The following is a 16,425-nucleotide window of genomic DNA, read 5'->3' on the forward strand; positions in this document are numbered from 1 at the left end:
ATCTCCTTGTTCATATTAAGTCTGCGATTTAGCATCTCTGATTTGCGTTGAGCAATCCAGTTTTACAATGAAATACTGGATTGCTGGGTGAGTCACTTATTGTTCGGAGGGCGAGGCTGCTTGGTTTTGCCAATAGCCTGAGTAGCGATCCACGACAATTACGATTAGTTTTTGCAATACAATAAAGAAGAACAATAAGGCTCCAATGGCTATCTTGGTCCACCAACTGTTTAAGCTGCCATCGAAAGCGATGAGGGTTTGAATGACTCCTTGGATCATTCCGCCAAAGAAGGTGCCAAGCACAAAGCCGACTCCACCACTAAGCAAGGTGCCGCCAATCACCACGGCGGCGATCGCATCTAACTCCACGCCAACTGCTGCTAGGGGATAACCAGAACCAGTATAAATGGCAAATACAATTCCCGCTAAGGCGCTAAAAAAACCACTCAAGGCGTAGATTTTAATAGTGGTTTTTTTGATGGGTACCCCAAGTAATTGCGCCGAGACGATATCGCCACCATAGGCGTATACATTCATACCGAAACGTGTTTTGCGAGACACCACAATACCAACCGCTAAGGAGAGTAGCATCACCAAAGCAATGAAGGTGAGGCCGCCGCGTCCTGGTATTTCAAGATAGAAGTCGGAGAGGGCAGTGATAAATGGATGACTAATTGCCACCGAATCAAGATTGATCAGGAAGGCTAAACCACGTAAGAAAAACATGCCCGCCAGGGTAACGATAAAGGCTTGAATTTTAAAGGTGTAAATAATGTAGCCAACAATGCAGCCATAAAGGCTACCAATAATTAGCGCCAAGCCGATAGCGAAGAGAGGGTGAAGTCCTAAGGTGGTCACCAGGTGCGCAAAAAATACACCAATGAAGGCGATCATCGAACCTACCGAAAGATCGATACCACCAGCAAGGATCACAAAGGTCATGCCGATGGCGGTGGTAATCACGAAGGCGTTATCGGTTAATAGATTGGTGAACACCAAAGTATCTCTAAATCCGGCATATTCCACCATGCCATAAGCGTACAGAGTCACGAATACGACAATGGTGGCGAGTAACGGGAGGGTTCGCTCATTTAACATTACGCTGACTCCTTATTCTTTTTAAATAACTGCTTGAACTTATCCTGAGTGGTGGACGATTGGATGAGCAGAACCAGTAGGATGATAGTCGCCTTCACGATGAGATTGTATTGTGCTGGAATACCACTGGTTAAGATGGCGGTGGTTAGCGTTTGAATAATGAGTACCCCAATCAGGGTGAGGCCTAAATAGATCCGTCCGCCAGCTAAGGAAGCACCGGCAATGACCACCGCTAAAATGGCATCAAGCTCTAACCATAAGCCAGCATTGTTGGCATCGGCACCGCGAATGTCTGCCGCGAGTATTACCCCTGCGAGGGCAGAGCAAAGGCCTGAAAACACATAGGCGAGCGTGATAATTTTTTTCGACTCGATCCCAACTAAGCGTGAGCTGGTCGGGTTGGCTCCGACCGCTTCCAGGAATAATCCTAAGGCGGTTTTGCGGATCACTATTGCCACTAATAAGGCAACGCCGAGCAAGATCCAAACTCGCGTTGGAAGTAGCCAAATGAACTCGTTGCCGAGCAAGTTGAAGAAGTCGGAATGGAAGGTGACAATTTGGCCACCGGTAATCATCTGTGCAATACCACGTCCAGCCACCATGAGAATAAGGGTGGCAACGATCGGTTGCATTCCGACATAAGCAACGAGCAGTCCATTCCATAAACCAAAGGCTAACCCACTGGCAAGCGCGATCAGCAATATGTAGATGGGGGATAAGTCGCTTGTGCTCAGTAAGACCGCCATCACTGCACCAGCAATCGCGGTGATGGCACCTACCGAGAGGTCGATGCCACCAGTTCCGATCACCACAGCCATGCCGAGGGCGACTAAAGCCGTTGGCATACCGCGATGAATAATGTCGATTAGGCTCCCATAGAGGTGGCCATCAACCATTTTGAGTTGTAAGAAACCTGGTGAAAGAATCGCCGTTGCCACGAGGATTAACACCAAGGCGATGATTGGGCTCATTGTTTTAAGATTGAGCCGTTTTTGCTTAGGCATGGTTTGTTCTACTTTGTCATTGGCGCTGAGTTGTAGTTTGACCGGATGTTCGATTATTTTGGCGGAGTTGCTGGATTTCATTGTGCGATTGCCTCAATAATTGCGCTGCGATTGATCTCTTCGCCGCTAAGTTCTGCGACCATTTCCCTATCTCGCATTACTAATACGCGATCGGCAAATACCACTAATTCTTCTAGCTCGGAGGAAACGACCAACATGCTCATGCCTTTTTCACAGAGCTTGCGGATCAGCAAAATGATGTCATGGTGAGCACCTACGTCGATCCCGCGAGTGGGCTCATCCAGGATCAAAAGATTAGGCTCAGTGATTAACCAACGTGCTAGGATCACTTTTTGTTGATTTCCGCCGCTGAGTTCAGCCACTGGCCGCTCGACATCGTGAGTCGCAATATGTAGGCCCTTGACCATTTCATCGACCAGTTGATTTTGCTTCGCTTTAGTGATTTGTTTTAACCAGCCTTGGCGGGACTGCAGAGCGATAATGATGTTTTCGCGCACGCTGAGTTCGGCGATTAAACCTGAATGCTTGCGATCTTCTGGGCATAGTCCAAAGCGTTGCTGCATTGCCTGTTTGGGAGTATTGATGGTGACGGCTTGATTATTAAGTGTAATTTTCCCACTATCCGCATGGTTTACGCCGTAGACTAATTCCACCAGTTCAGTGCGTCCCGAACCGAGTAAACCGGCGAGAGTCACCACCTCTCCTCGGCCAACTTTTAAGTCCACAGGGGACAAGACATTGTGTTTGGCTAAGCCTTCAATTTCTATATATTTAGGAAATATTTTAGGACAGTTATCATGATGCTCATGATTCCGATTTAAATCACCGAGTTCATGACCAACCATATGTTGTATGAGGGCTTCACGGGGCAAGTTTTTGGTCTCAAAACTGCCGACATGTTTGCCATTGCGTAATACGCTAATCCTATCGCAGACTTGATAAACTTGATCTAAGAAATGGGTGACAAAGATAATGCCGATGCCCTTTTGTTTTAGTTGGGTCATTAAGGCAAATAGTCGAGTTATTTCTTCTTTATCCAGGCTCGCGGTAGGCTCATCGAGGATCAGTAATTTGGCTTCAAAAGATAAGGCTCTGGCGATGGCAATCATTTGTTGAATTGCGACTGAAAAACTACCGAGTAAACGATTGGGGTCGATGCTTAAACCCACCACTTTGAGCATCTCTTGAGCGCGTCTTTTGGCTTTGTGGGTGTCAATTAGGCCCCATTTTCGAGGTTGAGATTGTAGGGTTAAATTCTCCATCACAGTCATGCTGGGAACTAAATTTACTTCTTGAAAAACGGTGCTGATCCCGGTGCGTTGAGAATCTCCCACGCTTTTGTTATTAATTTTTTTACCATTTAAATATAATTCACCAGAGTCTCGCTGGTAAACACCGGTAAGTACCTTAATAAAAGTGGATTTTCCAGCACCATTCTCACCGAGTAAGGCATGAATATGCCCTGCTTCTACCTGAAGACTCACCTTATCTAAGGCTTTAATCCCACCAAAGGAAATTGTAATGTCTTTCGTCGATAGTAGCGGCGGGGGGACTGCAACAGCTTGATTCATCGCTAAGCTCCTAACTAACATGGCTTGGTAAGCACCGTCCATTGGTGCTTACCAAAGCGACTTGGTGAGTATTACTTACGTTTTTGGTATTCGGTGGCAGCTGTATCAGGTAAGTAAAGTGGACCGTTGGCCTTAATCCATTTAGGAACCTCTTTGCCAGCAGCCGCTTGTCGAATGGCTTCAAACGCTGGGCCACCTAAATGTGGATTAAGTTCGATAGTGGCGTTTGCTTCACCCTCTGACATTGCTTTAAAGATATCTGGAACAGCATCAATGGAAACGACTAACAAATCTTTGCTGGGTTTAAGACCTGCTTCTTTAATCGCTAGAATTGCACCTAAGGCCATATCATCGTTATGTGAGTAGACGGCACAGATATCTTTGCCACCGTTTTCGGCTTTCAAGAAACTCTCCATCACTTCTTTACCGCCTGCGCGGGTAAAGTTACCGGATTGTGAACGAATAATTTTCATATTTGGAAAGCTTTTAATGACCGTTTCAAAACCAGTTTTTCTATCGATGGCCGCAGAAGAACCAACGGTGCCTTGCAATTCTACGATGTCACAGTTACCTGAAGTTTTCGCCGCTAACCAAGCTGCCGCTAAAGAACCTTCTTCGGTAAAATCGGAGGCTATTTTGGTTAGATATAGCGATGGATCGGCATTCACGCCACGGTCAATTAATACCACCGGAATTTTGGCGCGCTTGGCTTCTTTTAATACCTGATCCCAGCCGGTTTCAACCACTGGTGCGAGTAAAATTCCATCGACCCCTTGAGCAATATAAGAGCGAACGGCCTTAATTTGGTTCTCTTGTTTTTGTTGGGCATCGGAAAATTTTAAATCGATGCCTTGGCGTTTGGCCTCGGCTTTAATGGATTCAGTTTCCGAAGTTCGCCAACCACTTTCCGACCCGATTTGTGAAAAACCATAGGTTTCAGCAATTGTCACGCCTGAGGCTAGCGGCAGGGCAATAGCCAAAATTGCAGGTAGAAGCCGTTTTAACGGATGATTGCCTGTATTACTCGAAGTTACTTTGTTTATTAACATTTTCATTCCCTTTTTCATCAATACCAGCTTTGAATCATCATCTTAACTACTTGTTTTTAATGACGATGAAAAGGGTATAGCACTATTGCAAATTAACACAGTGCATCTAGCTGAAACGTCCATGTTATTGACCAGAACATACTAAGTGAACACTCAAAAATATGAGCTTGTTCAAATATTACGTAATGACAAAATTATTGTTAAATGAATGTTTTGTATTTGTTAATGCCTGGAGGTGTTGTCGATTGTCGCTTGTAATTTTTTTCGCTGTACTGGTAATCAAAGTTAGCTATTTATCAATATAAAGGTTTCTGGTTTCAAATTAAGTTACTGATTTTTATGTTAATTAATGGTGTGTTTCGAATATGACAATGATTGTGCGCTGTCGGTTTTGCGACAATTTCTAAAAGATCAAATCTATGTAATTGGCTTATCAGTGGCTGGTATAAAGATTGCTTAGTCATCAGTGCTCAGTATTAGTGATTTGATGTGACACACTCAAAAAATTGAGATAAATACACTGGCTTGCCAATATTTGATAGGGGTAAATACTTGTATTTTATAGCAAGGCTATATTTTGTTTCGCTTTAGGGGCTGTTGGTCTTTGGTTGTCGTGTTTGTTGCTATTGTGACTATTTGTCGCTCATTTCGGTGAAGTGATGCTGTGAAATGTAGCAATTTTGATGAGTCATCTGGGTACGGGACATCAATGAGCTATATAAGCGCTGCCTGCGTAAATGGATTTTTTAAGGAGTTTTCAAGGAATGGAATCATTAGTTGAAGCGCATCAAACTCGGCTGATGTCGGTAATGCCTCAAGTAAAACAATATGAAGCAAAGCTGGATGCGTTAAACACTTGGTGGGATAAAATCACATTAGTGGGCAAAATAAATAGTTACAACCTTGCCGCCACGATTTTAGATGATATGCAAAATACCAAGGAAAAGTTTGGAGAATTGCATGGCAAGTTAATTGACAATTTACTTTTGGAGCATCTACAAAAGCTGGTTGTAGATAATACTTCCAAGTCACAGGTTGCCATCGACATTTTAATTCGTAATCTGTTTGAACGCACTGCCGATGTTGGCTTTTTGGCGACAGACCAAGATATTCGAATTTTTCTTGAACAGCGTGAAAAGACTCAAAGTCATCAGGCTTTTATGCAGCAGCGCTTGCAAGAATATGTCGAAAAATACTCTGTATATGATGAGATTATCCTACTGGATACCAATGGCCTGGTATGCGCGCATTTAGATCCCGCTAATCCAATTACGCATTGTCACGATCCTTTGATAGCGGCGACCTTAGGTAGTGATGACGATTATCTCGAAACATTTGGTTATAGTGACTTACAACCCAAGCGACGCCAATCATTAATTTATTCGTGTAAGATTACGCGAACTAATGATCCTCATTCCGAGCTATTGGGGGTGTTGTGTTTATGCTTTCGTTTTGATGATGAGGTCGATGGTATTGTTGGTGGTTTATTGGCTGACAGCGATAGTGAAATACAGCTAGTGGATAAGGAAGGTTGTGTGATCGCGAGCAGTGATCCTCAGTTCGTCGCTGTTGGTAGTTCATTTCAGTACCAAAATCGGCCACGTATGCTTCATTATCAGGGGAAACACTATCTTGTTAATTCGACTCAGACTCACGGTTATCAGGGGTTCTTTGGTTTGGGGTGGTGGGCTCAGGTGCTCACACCGATTGAGCAAGCCTTTAAAATAGAGCGTGAGGCCGACATCGAACTGGACAATCAAGACGTGATTAATTCAACTCGCTTGTTTTCTCGTGTACTAAAGGAAATTTATACAGCTTCCAATGATGTGAACGAAGATCTCAGTCTGGTCGTTCTCAATGGAAAAATAACAGCAGCACGCCAGAATGCGGTTGAGTTTGTACCAGTATTGGAAGAGATTAAACAAATCGGCGAGAATACGGCGAGTATCTTTTCTGCATCTATCCGCAATCTTCAAGCTACGGTTATGTCATCAAAAATGAACGATCTTCAGTTTATGGCGACATTGGCGGTCGATATTATGGACCGTAACTTATACGAACGAGCAAATGATTGCCGTTGGTGGGCGCTGACTTCAGATTTTCGGCGGATCTTAGCGAAACCAGTCATCAGTGATGAAGATCTGACTTATATGGAGCAAGTTTTAAGTTATATTAATGAGCTCTACACGGTCTACACTAATCTTTATTTATTTGATAAAAATCAGATTATTATCGCGGTTTCTAATCCTCAGCAACGACATTTTATTGGCCAGTCAGTGAGCGACCAAAGTGGGGCGAAGCAAGCCTTATCGCTACAAAACTCTCAGCAATATAGTGTCTCTCCTTTTATGGCAAGCGATTTGTATGCGCAGCAATATACCTATATTTATAATGCTGCGGTGAGTCGTTTGGATGCGGATTGGGAAGTGATAGGAGGGATTGGTATCGTATTTGATAGCCAACCCCAATTTGAAGCGATGTTAAACGATGCGCTACCTAAAAATGAAGTGGGTAGCGTGAGTGTGGGAAGTTTTGCTTTGTTTGTTGAGCGTCATAGTAAAATGATCATCTCTGCAAGCGCTCAAGCTCCGCAACGGCAAGGGGAGTATCTGGCATTGGATGACGGCTTGTTTGAACTGATTCCGGGAGGTAAGCATGCAACAATCATCGATTATATGGCAAAGCCCTACATTGTTGGGATGGCCGCTTCAAAAGGCTACCGAGAGTATAAAACGACCGAAGATTATCAAAATGATGTATTGAGTTTTATCTTTGTTCCGCTGTAGTGTTTTAAGGTATCGAAACAGAGTTAAGCAGTGAGTTTCGATGAAACCCACTTGGTAAGTTATGCGCTTTTTCGAGCCACGATGCTATAGACCAGCGGCGATTCGTAATGCTCGTGTTCATAATAAAATTGACCGGGTTCGCGCTCTACCAGATCTTCGAAGCAGTTATAGGGGCTGTAGTCATATTCTTTCAATTGTTCAATGATTAAGCCGGCTTTGATTAAGGCATTCAAAACATCGGAGATTGGGTGACCCCAAGTTAGCATGGGGCTGACTTCACCATCGTCATTCTCGGTATAGCTGCCTTCTTCATCAAGATCCGCTTGTTCGCGGTGAAAATATCCATAGCCACTGATCAGGTCATGCACTGGATGAAACTCTGCCAGACACAGCTTGCCACCCGTTTTTAAACTTGCTGCAACCACCTGTGCCCACCGCTCAATATCGGGTAGCCAGCACAGCGCGCCATAAGAGACAAATACCCAGTCATGAATAGGACGGGTCACTTCGCCGTAATGGTAAACATCATCACAGATAAATTCGACCGTTTGCTGAGTTTGCTCGGCAAGCGCTTTCGCCTGTTGAATGGCTTCGCTCGATAAGTCCACCGCGGTGACTTCGGCACCTAAACGCGCCCAGGATAGGCTATCTAAACCAAAATGGCACTGCAGATGTAATAGTTTTTTGGCGCTGACGTCACCGATTAAATCACGTTCAATTGATTTTAGTGAGCTGTTTCCGGCTAAGAAACCAGCCACATCATAAAACTCGGAATCAACATGTAAAGCGGTACGTTTATCCCAAGCGGCTTTATTTAAGGCTAAGTAATCCATGATTATTCGTTCAATAGAAATCGTGTTGCCTAGTTTACGTGAGTTTGTACTGAAATAAATCAAGATTATGTCAGGGCCGATTTGTATTCTGGTGGTAAAAATAGCCATTTACTGTGATATGAAGATATTGCTAACATGTTCACCGAGGCTTGCTCTAAGCCGCCAGCTCGCGGAAAGGTGTGAATCACCAAGGGATTGACAAGGTCGCCACCAATAGTCGTGGCCAACAATCAGTTTATTTACCTTCTTTTCTGGTTGCGAGTACAGAACAATAGAGAATGGTGAATTTATGTCCAGTCGAAATGCATTTGTATTAAATTTAAGTTACCTCAAAGCTCAAGCCAAACGCCGTCTGAAGCTAATCAAATCGGGCAATGCCGAGCAATATCAGATTTTTCGCCGTTATCATCCGCAAGCTCATCACCTAGAAGGTATTAAATTAGCTGATATTCAGTTGGTGATTGCGCGTGAGCTTGGCCTTGCTTCCTGGGCGGCCTTGAAAGTACATATCGAGCAGCAAAACCAGCACCTTCAAGCCATAAGCTCTGACGCCGCCCCTCTGGATGCTGAGCTAAATACCCTGCATATTCGCTGCGGCCATGATTTACAGCACTTATTACCAAGGGCTGGATTTAAAGGGGACTTTTTGGCCTGGATAGACCCTTATTGCCTTGGGCCGTTAAGTCTTGATGAAGCAACCCTATTAAGAGTAAGGGCCGAATTTGTGGTTCAACATTACCTATCGGAACTGAAGCCGCAGGACGCCGATATTGATGCCGTGATCGCTGGTGAACGAGCCAAGCGTGCACAACTTAATGATCCACAATACCAGCAAATTGTGCTGTGGCTGGAGCATGATAATTACGACCAGTTGATGATGATTTATCTGTTAGCCATTATGACTCCAGCTTTATTGAGTAAAACCAAGATCATCGAAGTGAACCAGTTTCCCGGAACCAGCCGTTATGTGGGTTTAGGACAACTCCCAGCGCAAGCCTTAAGGAGCGTTTGGCAAAGTCGCCAAAGCGCGACCACAAAGATGCAGGGGTGGGCCAGCAGGGTTTGGCATGCCTTGTGTCAAGATAATCCTGAGGCCATTGTGGCGATTCTCAACAGCGATATCGATCATTCTTTTAAGCAAATCAAGCCTGTATTAATGCGTTACTTGCAAGAGCTACCGCATACGACAAATGGTCTTTCACTTACCCAGCGTATAGCGCTGCAATTGTTAGCGGAAGCGGGGGAACAAGGGCTAATTTTTCGCGACTTGTTTCACGCCTACCAGCAACGAGAGTCTTTGCCCTTTTTAGGTGACCTCATGTTCTGGGCGCTGATTAAACCCTTAAGCCAAGGGGAAGCCCCTTTAATTGATATTCATCGGCTTGCTGGGGAAGCATTTAGTTCGGCGAGCTTAACGATAAACACCGAAGGCTTCAGTTGCCTGCAAGCTCGAACAAAGTGGCTGGGCGCGGATTATCAGCTTGGCGGGATGAACATTTCATCGCAAAGCGCTTGGCAATGGGATCACCAACATTTAGCTAGTTTGAATTATCGCCATTGGCATCAAGATTTGCTTGGATCGGTAGAATGATTAAACCGGCTTGCTATGTTAAGACGCTAACATTTGTAGCGTATTAAGCTGAAACTACATAAGGTTCTGTCCGAGGAGCAACGCTTGGTCGGGTCCCGCTTTTGCTGGTGGTTGCGGTGTCACCAGCAAAAAATCGATGAGGGAGGCGGTTTACTCTGCGATTGTAGAGTGGTTTGTGCTTGCTCATCATATTAATTTTTTAAGAATTTTTTCAGCTCATTGATTCTCATGGGTTTGGCGAATAACCATCCTTGACCAATTGCATCTGGTACTCGGTCATAGATATAGGCCAATTGTTGTTCGGTTTCGATACCCTCAAAAACCACCTGTACTTGTAGATGATCTAACATACTAAAGATCCCTTCCATGGAAATACTGTTAACGGTTTCGGTATGGATGGCCTGAGTGAAAATTTTGTCGACCTTTAGTTCGGTGGGCTCTAACGTCGATAGCCAAGAAAGGTTTGATAAGCCAGTACCAAAATCATCAATTGAGACGAGATAGCCTTGTTGTTTGAGTTCTTTAGAAAAACGCGACATTTTGTCATTGTTATTGGTGGTGGTTTCGGTAATTTCTAAGACAATTTGTTTGCGTTGGAAATTATATTTTGCGGTTTGATGGTTGAGAAAGGTAATAAAGGAATCGTTGCTGAGTAATTCTGCGGAAACATTAAGGCTTACGGTTAATGAAGGGAACTTTTCTAAAGTAGTGCTCATTTCTCGAAATACATAGCTAACCATTTTCTTGGTTAAGGTCTCGATGAGTCCAGAACTTTCGGCTACTCGGATAAATACTTCCGGTGATACCATGCCTAATTTGGGGTCATTCCAGCGGGCTAAGGATTCTACGCCAATCACGGTTTTGGTTTCTAAGTCTATCTGTGGTTGATAGACCGGATAAATATGATCCCTGCAGATCTGTTTTTTGAGTCGACGCACAAAGGCGCGAGGCCCAACCCGAAAAGATTCGATCATGATGGCGACGGAAATACTCAGCAGAATAATGATTGCAGAAATAATTAAAAACTGGCCGATGGGAAATTTGTATAAACCGAGCCGCATATCTACTGATGTTACACAGAGATTGTACAGTTGGTTACAATGGGTATAAGTAATAAAATGACCAGGCAAAGGTAACCAATCTACCCATGAGTTTTTATGGGTAATGGTTGGCTCGATGGTTCGTGGTAATAGCTCACCGTAATAACTATAAATATATCGCTGTTCTGCTTCGGCATAAATAACCCCCCCCATTCCACGTATGTTGAAGTAGCCTTGCCTGGTTAATATTAAAAAAGGCGTGGAAATAAACGCCACTGTACTGTTTAAGCCAATGATGGGTTGGTCTTCTTGGGTTCTAAATAAGTCGGTTTGAGAATTCCAGTAATGCGTCCCATCGGCAGTGATGGCATCCGCTAAAGACAGATCATAAGGGTGGGAAAGAATACCTTGTTGTGCGGTGCAGATTATTTTACCTTGCTTGATCCTGCCTAAATCGCCAATGAAGAAGTAGGTCTGTTTAATTTCATTTAACTGGCTTAGGTCTGGTTCGCTACATGGCTTGCCCAAAGGCGTTTGAGCGAGGTTTAAGCCAGTTTGCAGATGAAAAGCGACTTGTTCTGCACGAGTGAAATTGATGAAGCTATAAGAGCGAAGCGTGTCTAAGCTAATTGACATGATAATGGCATGGATGATTAGACTGAGGATGAATACAATCAAGCTTGTAAGTAACACAATATTGATTGTCGAAGGTTTGGTTAATCCATATTGTGAGTGAGATGCACTAAATAAAATCGGGTTCAACATTCTTGCTGCCTAATGGTCGTATGCGCTTGGTGCAAATCAAAAGCGCTTGCTTTGTTTATGAATCTGCCCCGATATGTTTGGGATTGTTAAAACTTAGCACGAGATCTTCGTATAGAGTAAATAAATGTCATAATGATGACCACCATTGAAATGACAATTGAAGTGAGAAACTTGCTAATGTATGTAAACAGAGTGTTATCCACATCATCTAAATAAATTCCCATTCCGATAACCCACTTCCATTCGGGGATTTCAGTGACACCATTAATTTTCCATGTTCTGGTATTGTTTGAGGGTTTGATATTTGTTTCAACCACATAAAGAATATCTTCATGGACTAAGTTTTCCATGTGTCGCACATAAGATTTTTGAATTTGGCCAATCACTCGCTCTCTGATATGGACTCTGGCGATGGCATTGTTATCATTGGCCCATAAATAAGAGGCTCCATATCGCATTCCTGAAAGAAACTTTATAATTTTTTGGTCGGTTTCAGCTTTGCTAAGTAGCCCTTGATGATACTGCTCTATGTAAATGGCAGATTGTTGCCGTGCAATATTCAGCAGCAATTCAATTTCTTGTTTTTTGGCTTCAATCAGACTTTCTTTGAAAGTGTAAAAGCCGGTAACACCAACTGAGATAAAGCCTAGTAACATTACGGTCATTAAAATTGCAAATGCTTTAATGTCTTTCATTCAGTGACTCTTTCTTGATTATTATTAAATAAAGATAGTTAATAATATGTAGTTGTGCAGATACTTTAGTCCTATTTTTACCGTGAAATTAATACGTTAAATGTCATTATTGACTATAGCTACGGTGCTCTTAAGAGGCGAAGATTTACAATTTAATCGCCAAGTTGATTGGGACTAGTTTGAGGCAACTTTAAGCTGATCACGCAGGTCAGCACTAGCATCGCCAAGGAAATCCATAAACAGGCAGAAAGCCCCGCGAGCTGATACACCGCACCCGATAACAGCGTCCCCAGCAGACGCCCCATGGCATTGGCCATGTAATAGAAGCCCACATCCATCGACACCCCATCCTCGCTGGCGTAACTGACGACCAAGAATGAATGCAAGGATGAGTTTACTGCAAACACCGCACCAAATAAGATGAGTCCGATAACGATGCTAAGTTGTGGCTGCCAAGCTAGTTGCAGTAGAGAAGCCAGCAGCGCGGTCACGATACAGAGTAAAGCGACCCAGGTGACTGCGGCTGCGCGCCCCGGCATGTTGCCGTCGCTATTACCGATGAGACGTGGCGCCAAGCCTTGAACCAGCCCGTAAGCGATCACCCAACTTGCCATAAAACTGCCAATTTCCAGTTGCGACCAGCCTAAATTCGCGCCCAAAAATACTGGCAGCGCGACTACAAACCACACGTCGCGAGCAGCAAACAAAAATAGTCGGGCTGCCGCCAGCGTATTAATTTGCGGGCTTTTGGAAAACAGCTGGGAAAACTTTGCCTTATGTTTCGCTTTACCTAAATCTTTGGCTAATAGTCTGCTACTTAGTGAGAGCACGAGTAACAACACCGCAGCCATTGCCAACATCGAATATTGAAATCCAATCCAGTGAAGCAGCGCGCCGCCGAGGAAAAATCCAAAGCCTTTTAAGGCGTTTTTAGAACCCGTCAGGATGGCGACCCATTTAAATAAACGCTGTTGTTGTTGGCTTTTCACCAGCGTTTTGATGCTGCTTTTGGCGCTCATTTTATTTAAATCTTTAGCAATGCCCGAGAGCGCTTGAGCCGCCATGACCAGTGGCACCGATAAATACTGGTTTGGTAAGGCAAGCGCCAGTAAGGCGATCACTTGCAAGCCAAGGCCAATATTCATGGTGTTATTGAGGCCAATACGCGCACCTAACCAGCCGCCAACGAGGTTAGTGACTACCCCGAAAAACTCATAAAACAAAAACAGCATGGCAATTGCAATGGCCGAATAACCAAGCTGATGAAAGTACAACACTACCAACATGCGTAGCGCACCGTCGGTGATGGTGAAATTCCAGTAGTTAAAGGTTACTAACAGATACTGTTTAAGGGCCTGCGGCAGCGGGTTGCTCATTGGTCGGCTAAGCCCACTTTACGAATGAGTTCGCTGGTGCGGGTGGCATAACCCATTTCGTTGTCGTACCAGGCATAAACTTTAAGCATTCGTTTACCAATCATCATGGTTGAGGGGGCATCAATAATGCTGGAGCGTTGGTCGCCTTTATAGTCGATGGAGACCAGTGGTTTTTCTTCATAGCCCAAAATGCCTTTCAGCTCGCCTTCGCTGGCCTGCTTAAATAACTGGTTTACTTCAGCAGCCGTACTATCACGCTCAAGGGTAAAGACCATGTCAGTCAACGAGGCATTGGCCAGGGGAACTCGCACCGCATGTCCATTGAGCTTGCCTTCCAGCTCCGGGAAAATTTCACAAATCGCTTTGGCGCTGCCAGTGGTGGTGGGGATTAACGACATACCGCAGGCGCGAGCACGACGAAGATCTTTGTGCGGGGCGTCTAAAATGGTTTGGGTATTGGTTAAATCGTGGATGGTGGTCATGCAGCCCGACTCGATGCCAATATGCTGCTGAATCACTTGGATCACCGGTGCTAAACAGTTGGTGGTACAGGAGGCCGCGGTAACAATTTGGTGTTGAGCCGGATCGAAGATGGCGTCGTTCACCCCCATCACAATATTGGCGATGCCCGCGGCTTTGACAGGTGCCGACACCACCACGCGCTTCACGCCCTGGGCTAAATACGGCGTCAGTAAATCTTTCGCCCGATGCACGCCTGTAGCATCTAGCACCACATCGCAGCCTGACCAATCAACCAGCTCAAGCGCCTCTTGCTGAAAACAAGGGATGGTATGGCCCTCAATGACGATGCCCTGCGCATTATGACGAACAGAATTTGACCAACGTCCTTGCACTGAATCAAATTCGAGCAGGTGGGCTAAGGTTTCGGCATTGCCGGCCACATCGTTGATACAGACAAACTCTAACTCTGGCCAGTGGTAAGCGGCGCGCAGCGCAAGGCGGCCGATACGCCCAAAGCCATTAATTCCTACTCGTATGGTCATGCTGATTTCCTTTGTCTAATTAGCTGATTTGGCGAATTGTTGAATGTATTCCAGCTGAGCGGGCACACTGAAGGCATTTGGCCGAACCGCCCTAATTTTAGCGATGCTGTCCTCTAATTCAAAACCTAGCGCCAACATGATCCGCGCGGCGACTAAACCAGTGCGGCCGCTACCGCCCTTGCAATGCAGCGACAAATTCATGCCATTATTGATCAGCTGGAGGAAGCGGGGGAGCACGCTTTGAAAGTGCTCTTCCCAAGCTTGGTCGGGGACGGTGTCATCTTCGATGGGCAGGTGAAACCATTGCATGTCGTAGGTGACCGCGTGTTTTGGTAAATCACTGACTTGCATATCGGCGAGCTCTTGTTTGGTCATCATCGTTAGTAGTGCTGGGCTGTTTTTGTAACAAAGCTGCTGCAGCGAAGTTGACAGGTCGACGCCTTGGGTGCCGGGACAGGGAGTGAGTAGCAATTGCGCGTGGTCGCTCAGGTCGACGGCATAAATAGGATGTGAAGACATAACTTACCTTATTGTGGATTGACTAATAATGGATGACTCATGGGCTTTGTCGTTTGCTTGATTTCGGCTGGCGCTTCGAGTTGCAAGGCTCTGAGCCGAAACAAGGGCAGATTAATGTAACTAGGGTTGGCGAGCCGGGTGGTGGCCAGCGTTTGTGTGACCCAGGCAGGCAAGCAGGGATGAAGATGATAAAAAATTTGTTGACCCTGGCGGGTGGTCGCCACCAGTTGGCAGTCGCGCAGCAGTGCCAGATGCCGCGAAACCTTCGGTTGACTCTCTGCCAAGGCGTGGCTTAACTGGTTCACACTGAGGCATTGTTCATCTTCAATCAGCATCAGTATTTGGAGTCGGGTATTGTCGCTCAACTGCTTAAAAACATCGATGGGGCTCAGTTGCAGTTGCTCACTGATGGGTTGGTTAAAGCGAACAAACTCTGAAATTAACTGTTCCAGTTGAGTAAATACCTCGGCAAATTTGTCCATTCCGGCACTGGCGGCAGGATCGGCTAAATTCCAATGCATCATGGCTTTGCTGCTTGGCAAGTTAACACATTGTTGTTTTGCGCTATCACACAGGGTAATAATGAAATCAAACTGGGTTTCGGCTTGGCTATCACGGGCTTGTGTTGCTAAGCGTTGACTAAGCAATTGGTCGATGGTTTTACTGTATAACTTGCTGGCCGATAAGTTCTGCTGTTTAAGTAGTTGTATGCTTCGCGGGTCGACCCCCTTGGGCTGGGTACCGGCGCTAAAGGCAATAAAATGCTCAGCGTAACGCTGGTTGACCAGCGCTTCGGCGAGTTGCGAACGAGCCGCATTGGCGGTACACAAAAATAACAGACTTAACATCAGTGTCACAATACATATGAATAAACGCATATACGATAAATCATATGTTTCTACTGTGCAAGTGAAAGCGCTGAAGATTTTTCAGTGTGTGTAGGTTTTGCTTACAGTGTAATTATTTACAATCGAGAGTAATCGTTTAAAAAATGAGCTTGCAAACCTATCATGCTTATTGTGGTATCTGGTGATACCTAAACGAGCGATTTGATGGTTTTTACCTTGATGTCT

General features: G+C 44.9%; 13 protein-coding genes. 2 read left to right on the top strand and 11 right to left on the bottom strand.

Annotated elements, in window-relative coordinates; all coding sequences use genetic code 11:
- Window positions 1-96: 96 nt before the first annotated feature.
- From yjfF to ACRRSX_RS06130, 4 genes are all read right to left on the bottom strand, one after another.
- Complete coding sequence (gene yjfF / locus ACRRSX_RS06115) at window positions 97-1,098, bottom strand: galactofuranose ABC transporter, permease protein YjfF (RefSeq protein ID WP_432454081.1); 1,002 nt, start codon at window positions 1,096-1,098, stop codon at window positions 97-99.
- Window positions 1,098-2,183: an ABC transporter permease gene (locus ACRRSX_RS06120; RefSeq protein ID WP_432454080.1), complete on the bottom strand. Its 1,086-nt coding sequence runs from the start codon at window positions 2,181-2,183 to the stop codon at window positions 1,098-1,100. Before ACRRSX_RS06120 ends, yjfF begins: the two co-directional genes overlap by 1 nt.
- Window positions 2,180-3,694 carry a sugar ABC transporter ATP-binding protein gene (locus tag ACRRSX_RS06125; RefSeq protein WP_432454079.1) on the bottom strand — a complete coding sequence of 505 codons (1,515 nt, stop codon included), beginning with the start codon at window positions 3,692-3,694 and terminating at the stop codon, window positions 2,180-2,182. The genes ACRRSX_RS06120 and ACRRSX_RS06125 overlap by 4 nt, the downstream gene beginning before the upstream one ends.
- Window positions 3,695-3,765: 71 nt before the next feature.
- Window positions 3,766-4,743: an ABC transporter substrate-binding protein gene (locus ACRRSX_RS06130; protein WP_432454078.1), complete on the bottom strand. Its 978-nt coding sequence runs from the start codon at window positions 4,741-4,743 to the stop codon at window positions 3,766-3,768.
- A 764-nt stretch (window positions 4,744-5,507) separates the two neighbouring features.
- Between ACRRSX_RS06130 and ACRRSX_RS06135 the strand changes: the two genes are divergently transcribed.
- Window positions 5,508-7,529: a hypothetical protein gene (locus ACRRSX_RS06135; protein ID WP_432454077.1), complete on the top strand. Its 2,022-nt coding sequence runs from the start codon at window positions 5,508-5,510 to the stop codon at window positions 7,527-7,529.
- A 59-nt stretch (window positions 7,530-7,588) separates the two neighbouring features.
- Here ACRRSX_RS06135 and ACRRSX_RS06140 read toward each other — a convergent pair whose 3' ends face one another.
- Entirely contained in the window at window positions 7,589-8,362 is a 774-nt protein-coding gene (locus tag ACRRSX_RS06140; protein WP_432454076.1) for a class I SAM-dependent methyltransferase, read from the bottom strand.
- A 289-nt stretch (window positions 8,363-8,651) separates the two neighbouring features.
- Here ACRRSX_RS06140 and ACRRSX_RS06145 point away from each other — a divergent pair, with 289 nt between their 5' ends.
- Window positions 8,652-9,953, top strand: coding sequence for a DUF1835 domain-containing protein (locus ACRRSX_RS06145; protein WP_432454075.1), 1,302 nt, complete (start codon window positions 8,652-8,654; stop codon window positions 9,951-9,953).
- Window positions 9,954-10,144: 191 nt separating this feature from the next.
- On the opposite strand, the gene ACRRSX_RS06150 is transcribed toward ACRRSX_RS06145, so the two are convergent.
- The 6 genes from ACRRSX_RS06150 to ACRRSX_RS06175 all read right to left on the bottom strand — a co-directional run bounded on the left by ACRRSX_RS06150 (window position 10,145) and on the right by ACRRSX_RS06175 (window position 16,230).
- Complete coding sequence (locus ACRRSX_RS06150) at window positions 10,145-11,758, bottom strand: EAL domain-containing protein (RefSeq protein ID WP_432454074.1); 1,614 nt, start codon at window positions 11,756-11,758, stop codon at window positions 10,145-10,147.
- An 86-nt stretch (window positions 11,759-11,844) separates the two neighbouring features.
- On the bottom strand, window positions 11,845-12,453 hold the full coding sequence (locus ACRRSX_RS06155) for a cache domain-containing protein (protein WP_432454073.1): 609 nt from the start codon (window positions 12,451-12,453) through the stop codon (window positions 11,845-11,847).
- A 152-nt stretch (window positions 12,454-12,605) separates the two neighbouring features.
- On the bottom strand, window positions 12,606-13,829 hold the full coding sequence (gene arsJ / locus ACRRSX_RS06160; RefSeq protein ID WP_432454072.1) for an organoarsenical effux MFS transporter ArsJ: 1,224 nt from the start codon (window positions 13,827-13,829) through the stop codon (window positions 12,606-12,608).
- Window positions 13,826-14,833 carry an ArsJ-associated glyceraldehyde-3-phosphate dehydrogenase gene (locus ACRRSX_RS06165; protein ID WP_432454071.1) on the bottom strand — a complete coding sequence of 336 codons (1,008 nt, stop codon included), beginning with the start codon at window positions 14,831-14,833 and terminating at the stop codon, window positions 13,826-13,828. The genes arsJ and ACRRSX_RS06165 overlap by 4 nt, the downstream gene beginning before the upstream one ends.
- 15 nt (window positions 14,834-14,848) lie before the next feature.
- The gene (locus ACRRSX_RS06170) at window positions 14,849-15,352 is read right to left on the bottom strand and encodes a phosphatase domain-containing putative toxin (protein ID WP_432454070.1); all 504 of its coding nucleotides are present in this window, start codon (window positions 15,350-15,352) and stop codon (window positions 14,849-14,851) included.
- A gap of 8 nt (window positions 15,353-15,360) precedes the next feature.
- Window positions 15,361-16,230, bottom strand: a complete 870-nt coding sequence (locus ACRRSX_RS06175; protein ID WP_432454069.1) for a metalloregulator ArsR/SmtB family transcription factor — start codon at window positions 16,228-16,230, stop codon at window positions 15,361-15,363.
- Between the last annotated feature and the right edge of the window lie 195 nt (window positions 16,231-16,425).

This window comes from Agarivorans sp. QJM3NY_30 (genome assembly GCF_050870855.2).
Lineage (GTDB): Bacteria > Pseudomonadota > Gammaproteobacteria > Enterobacterales > Celerinatantimonadaceae > Agarivorans.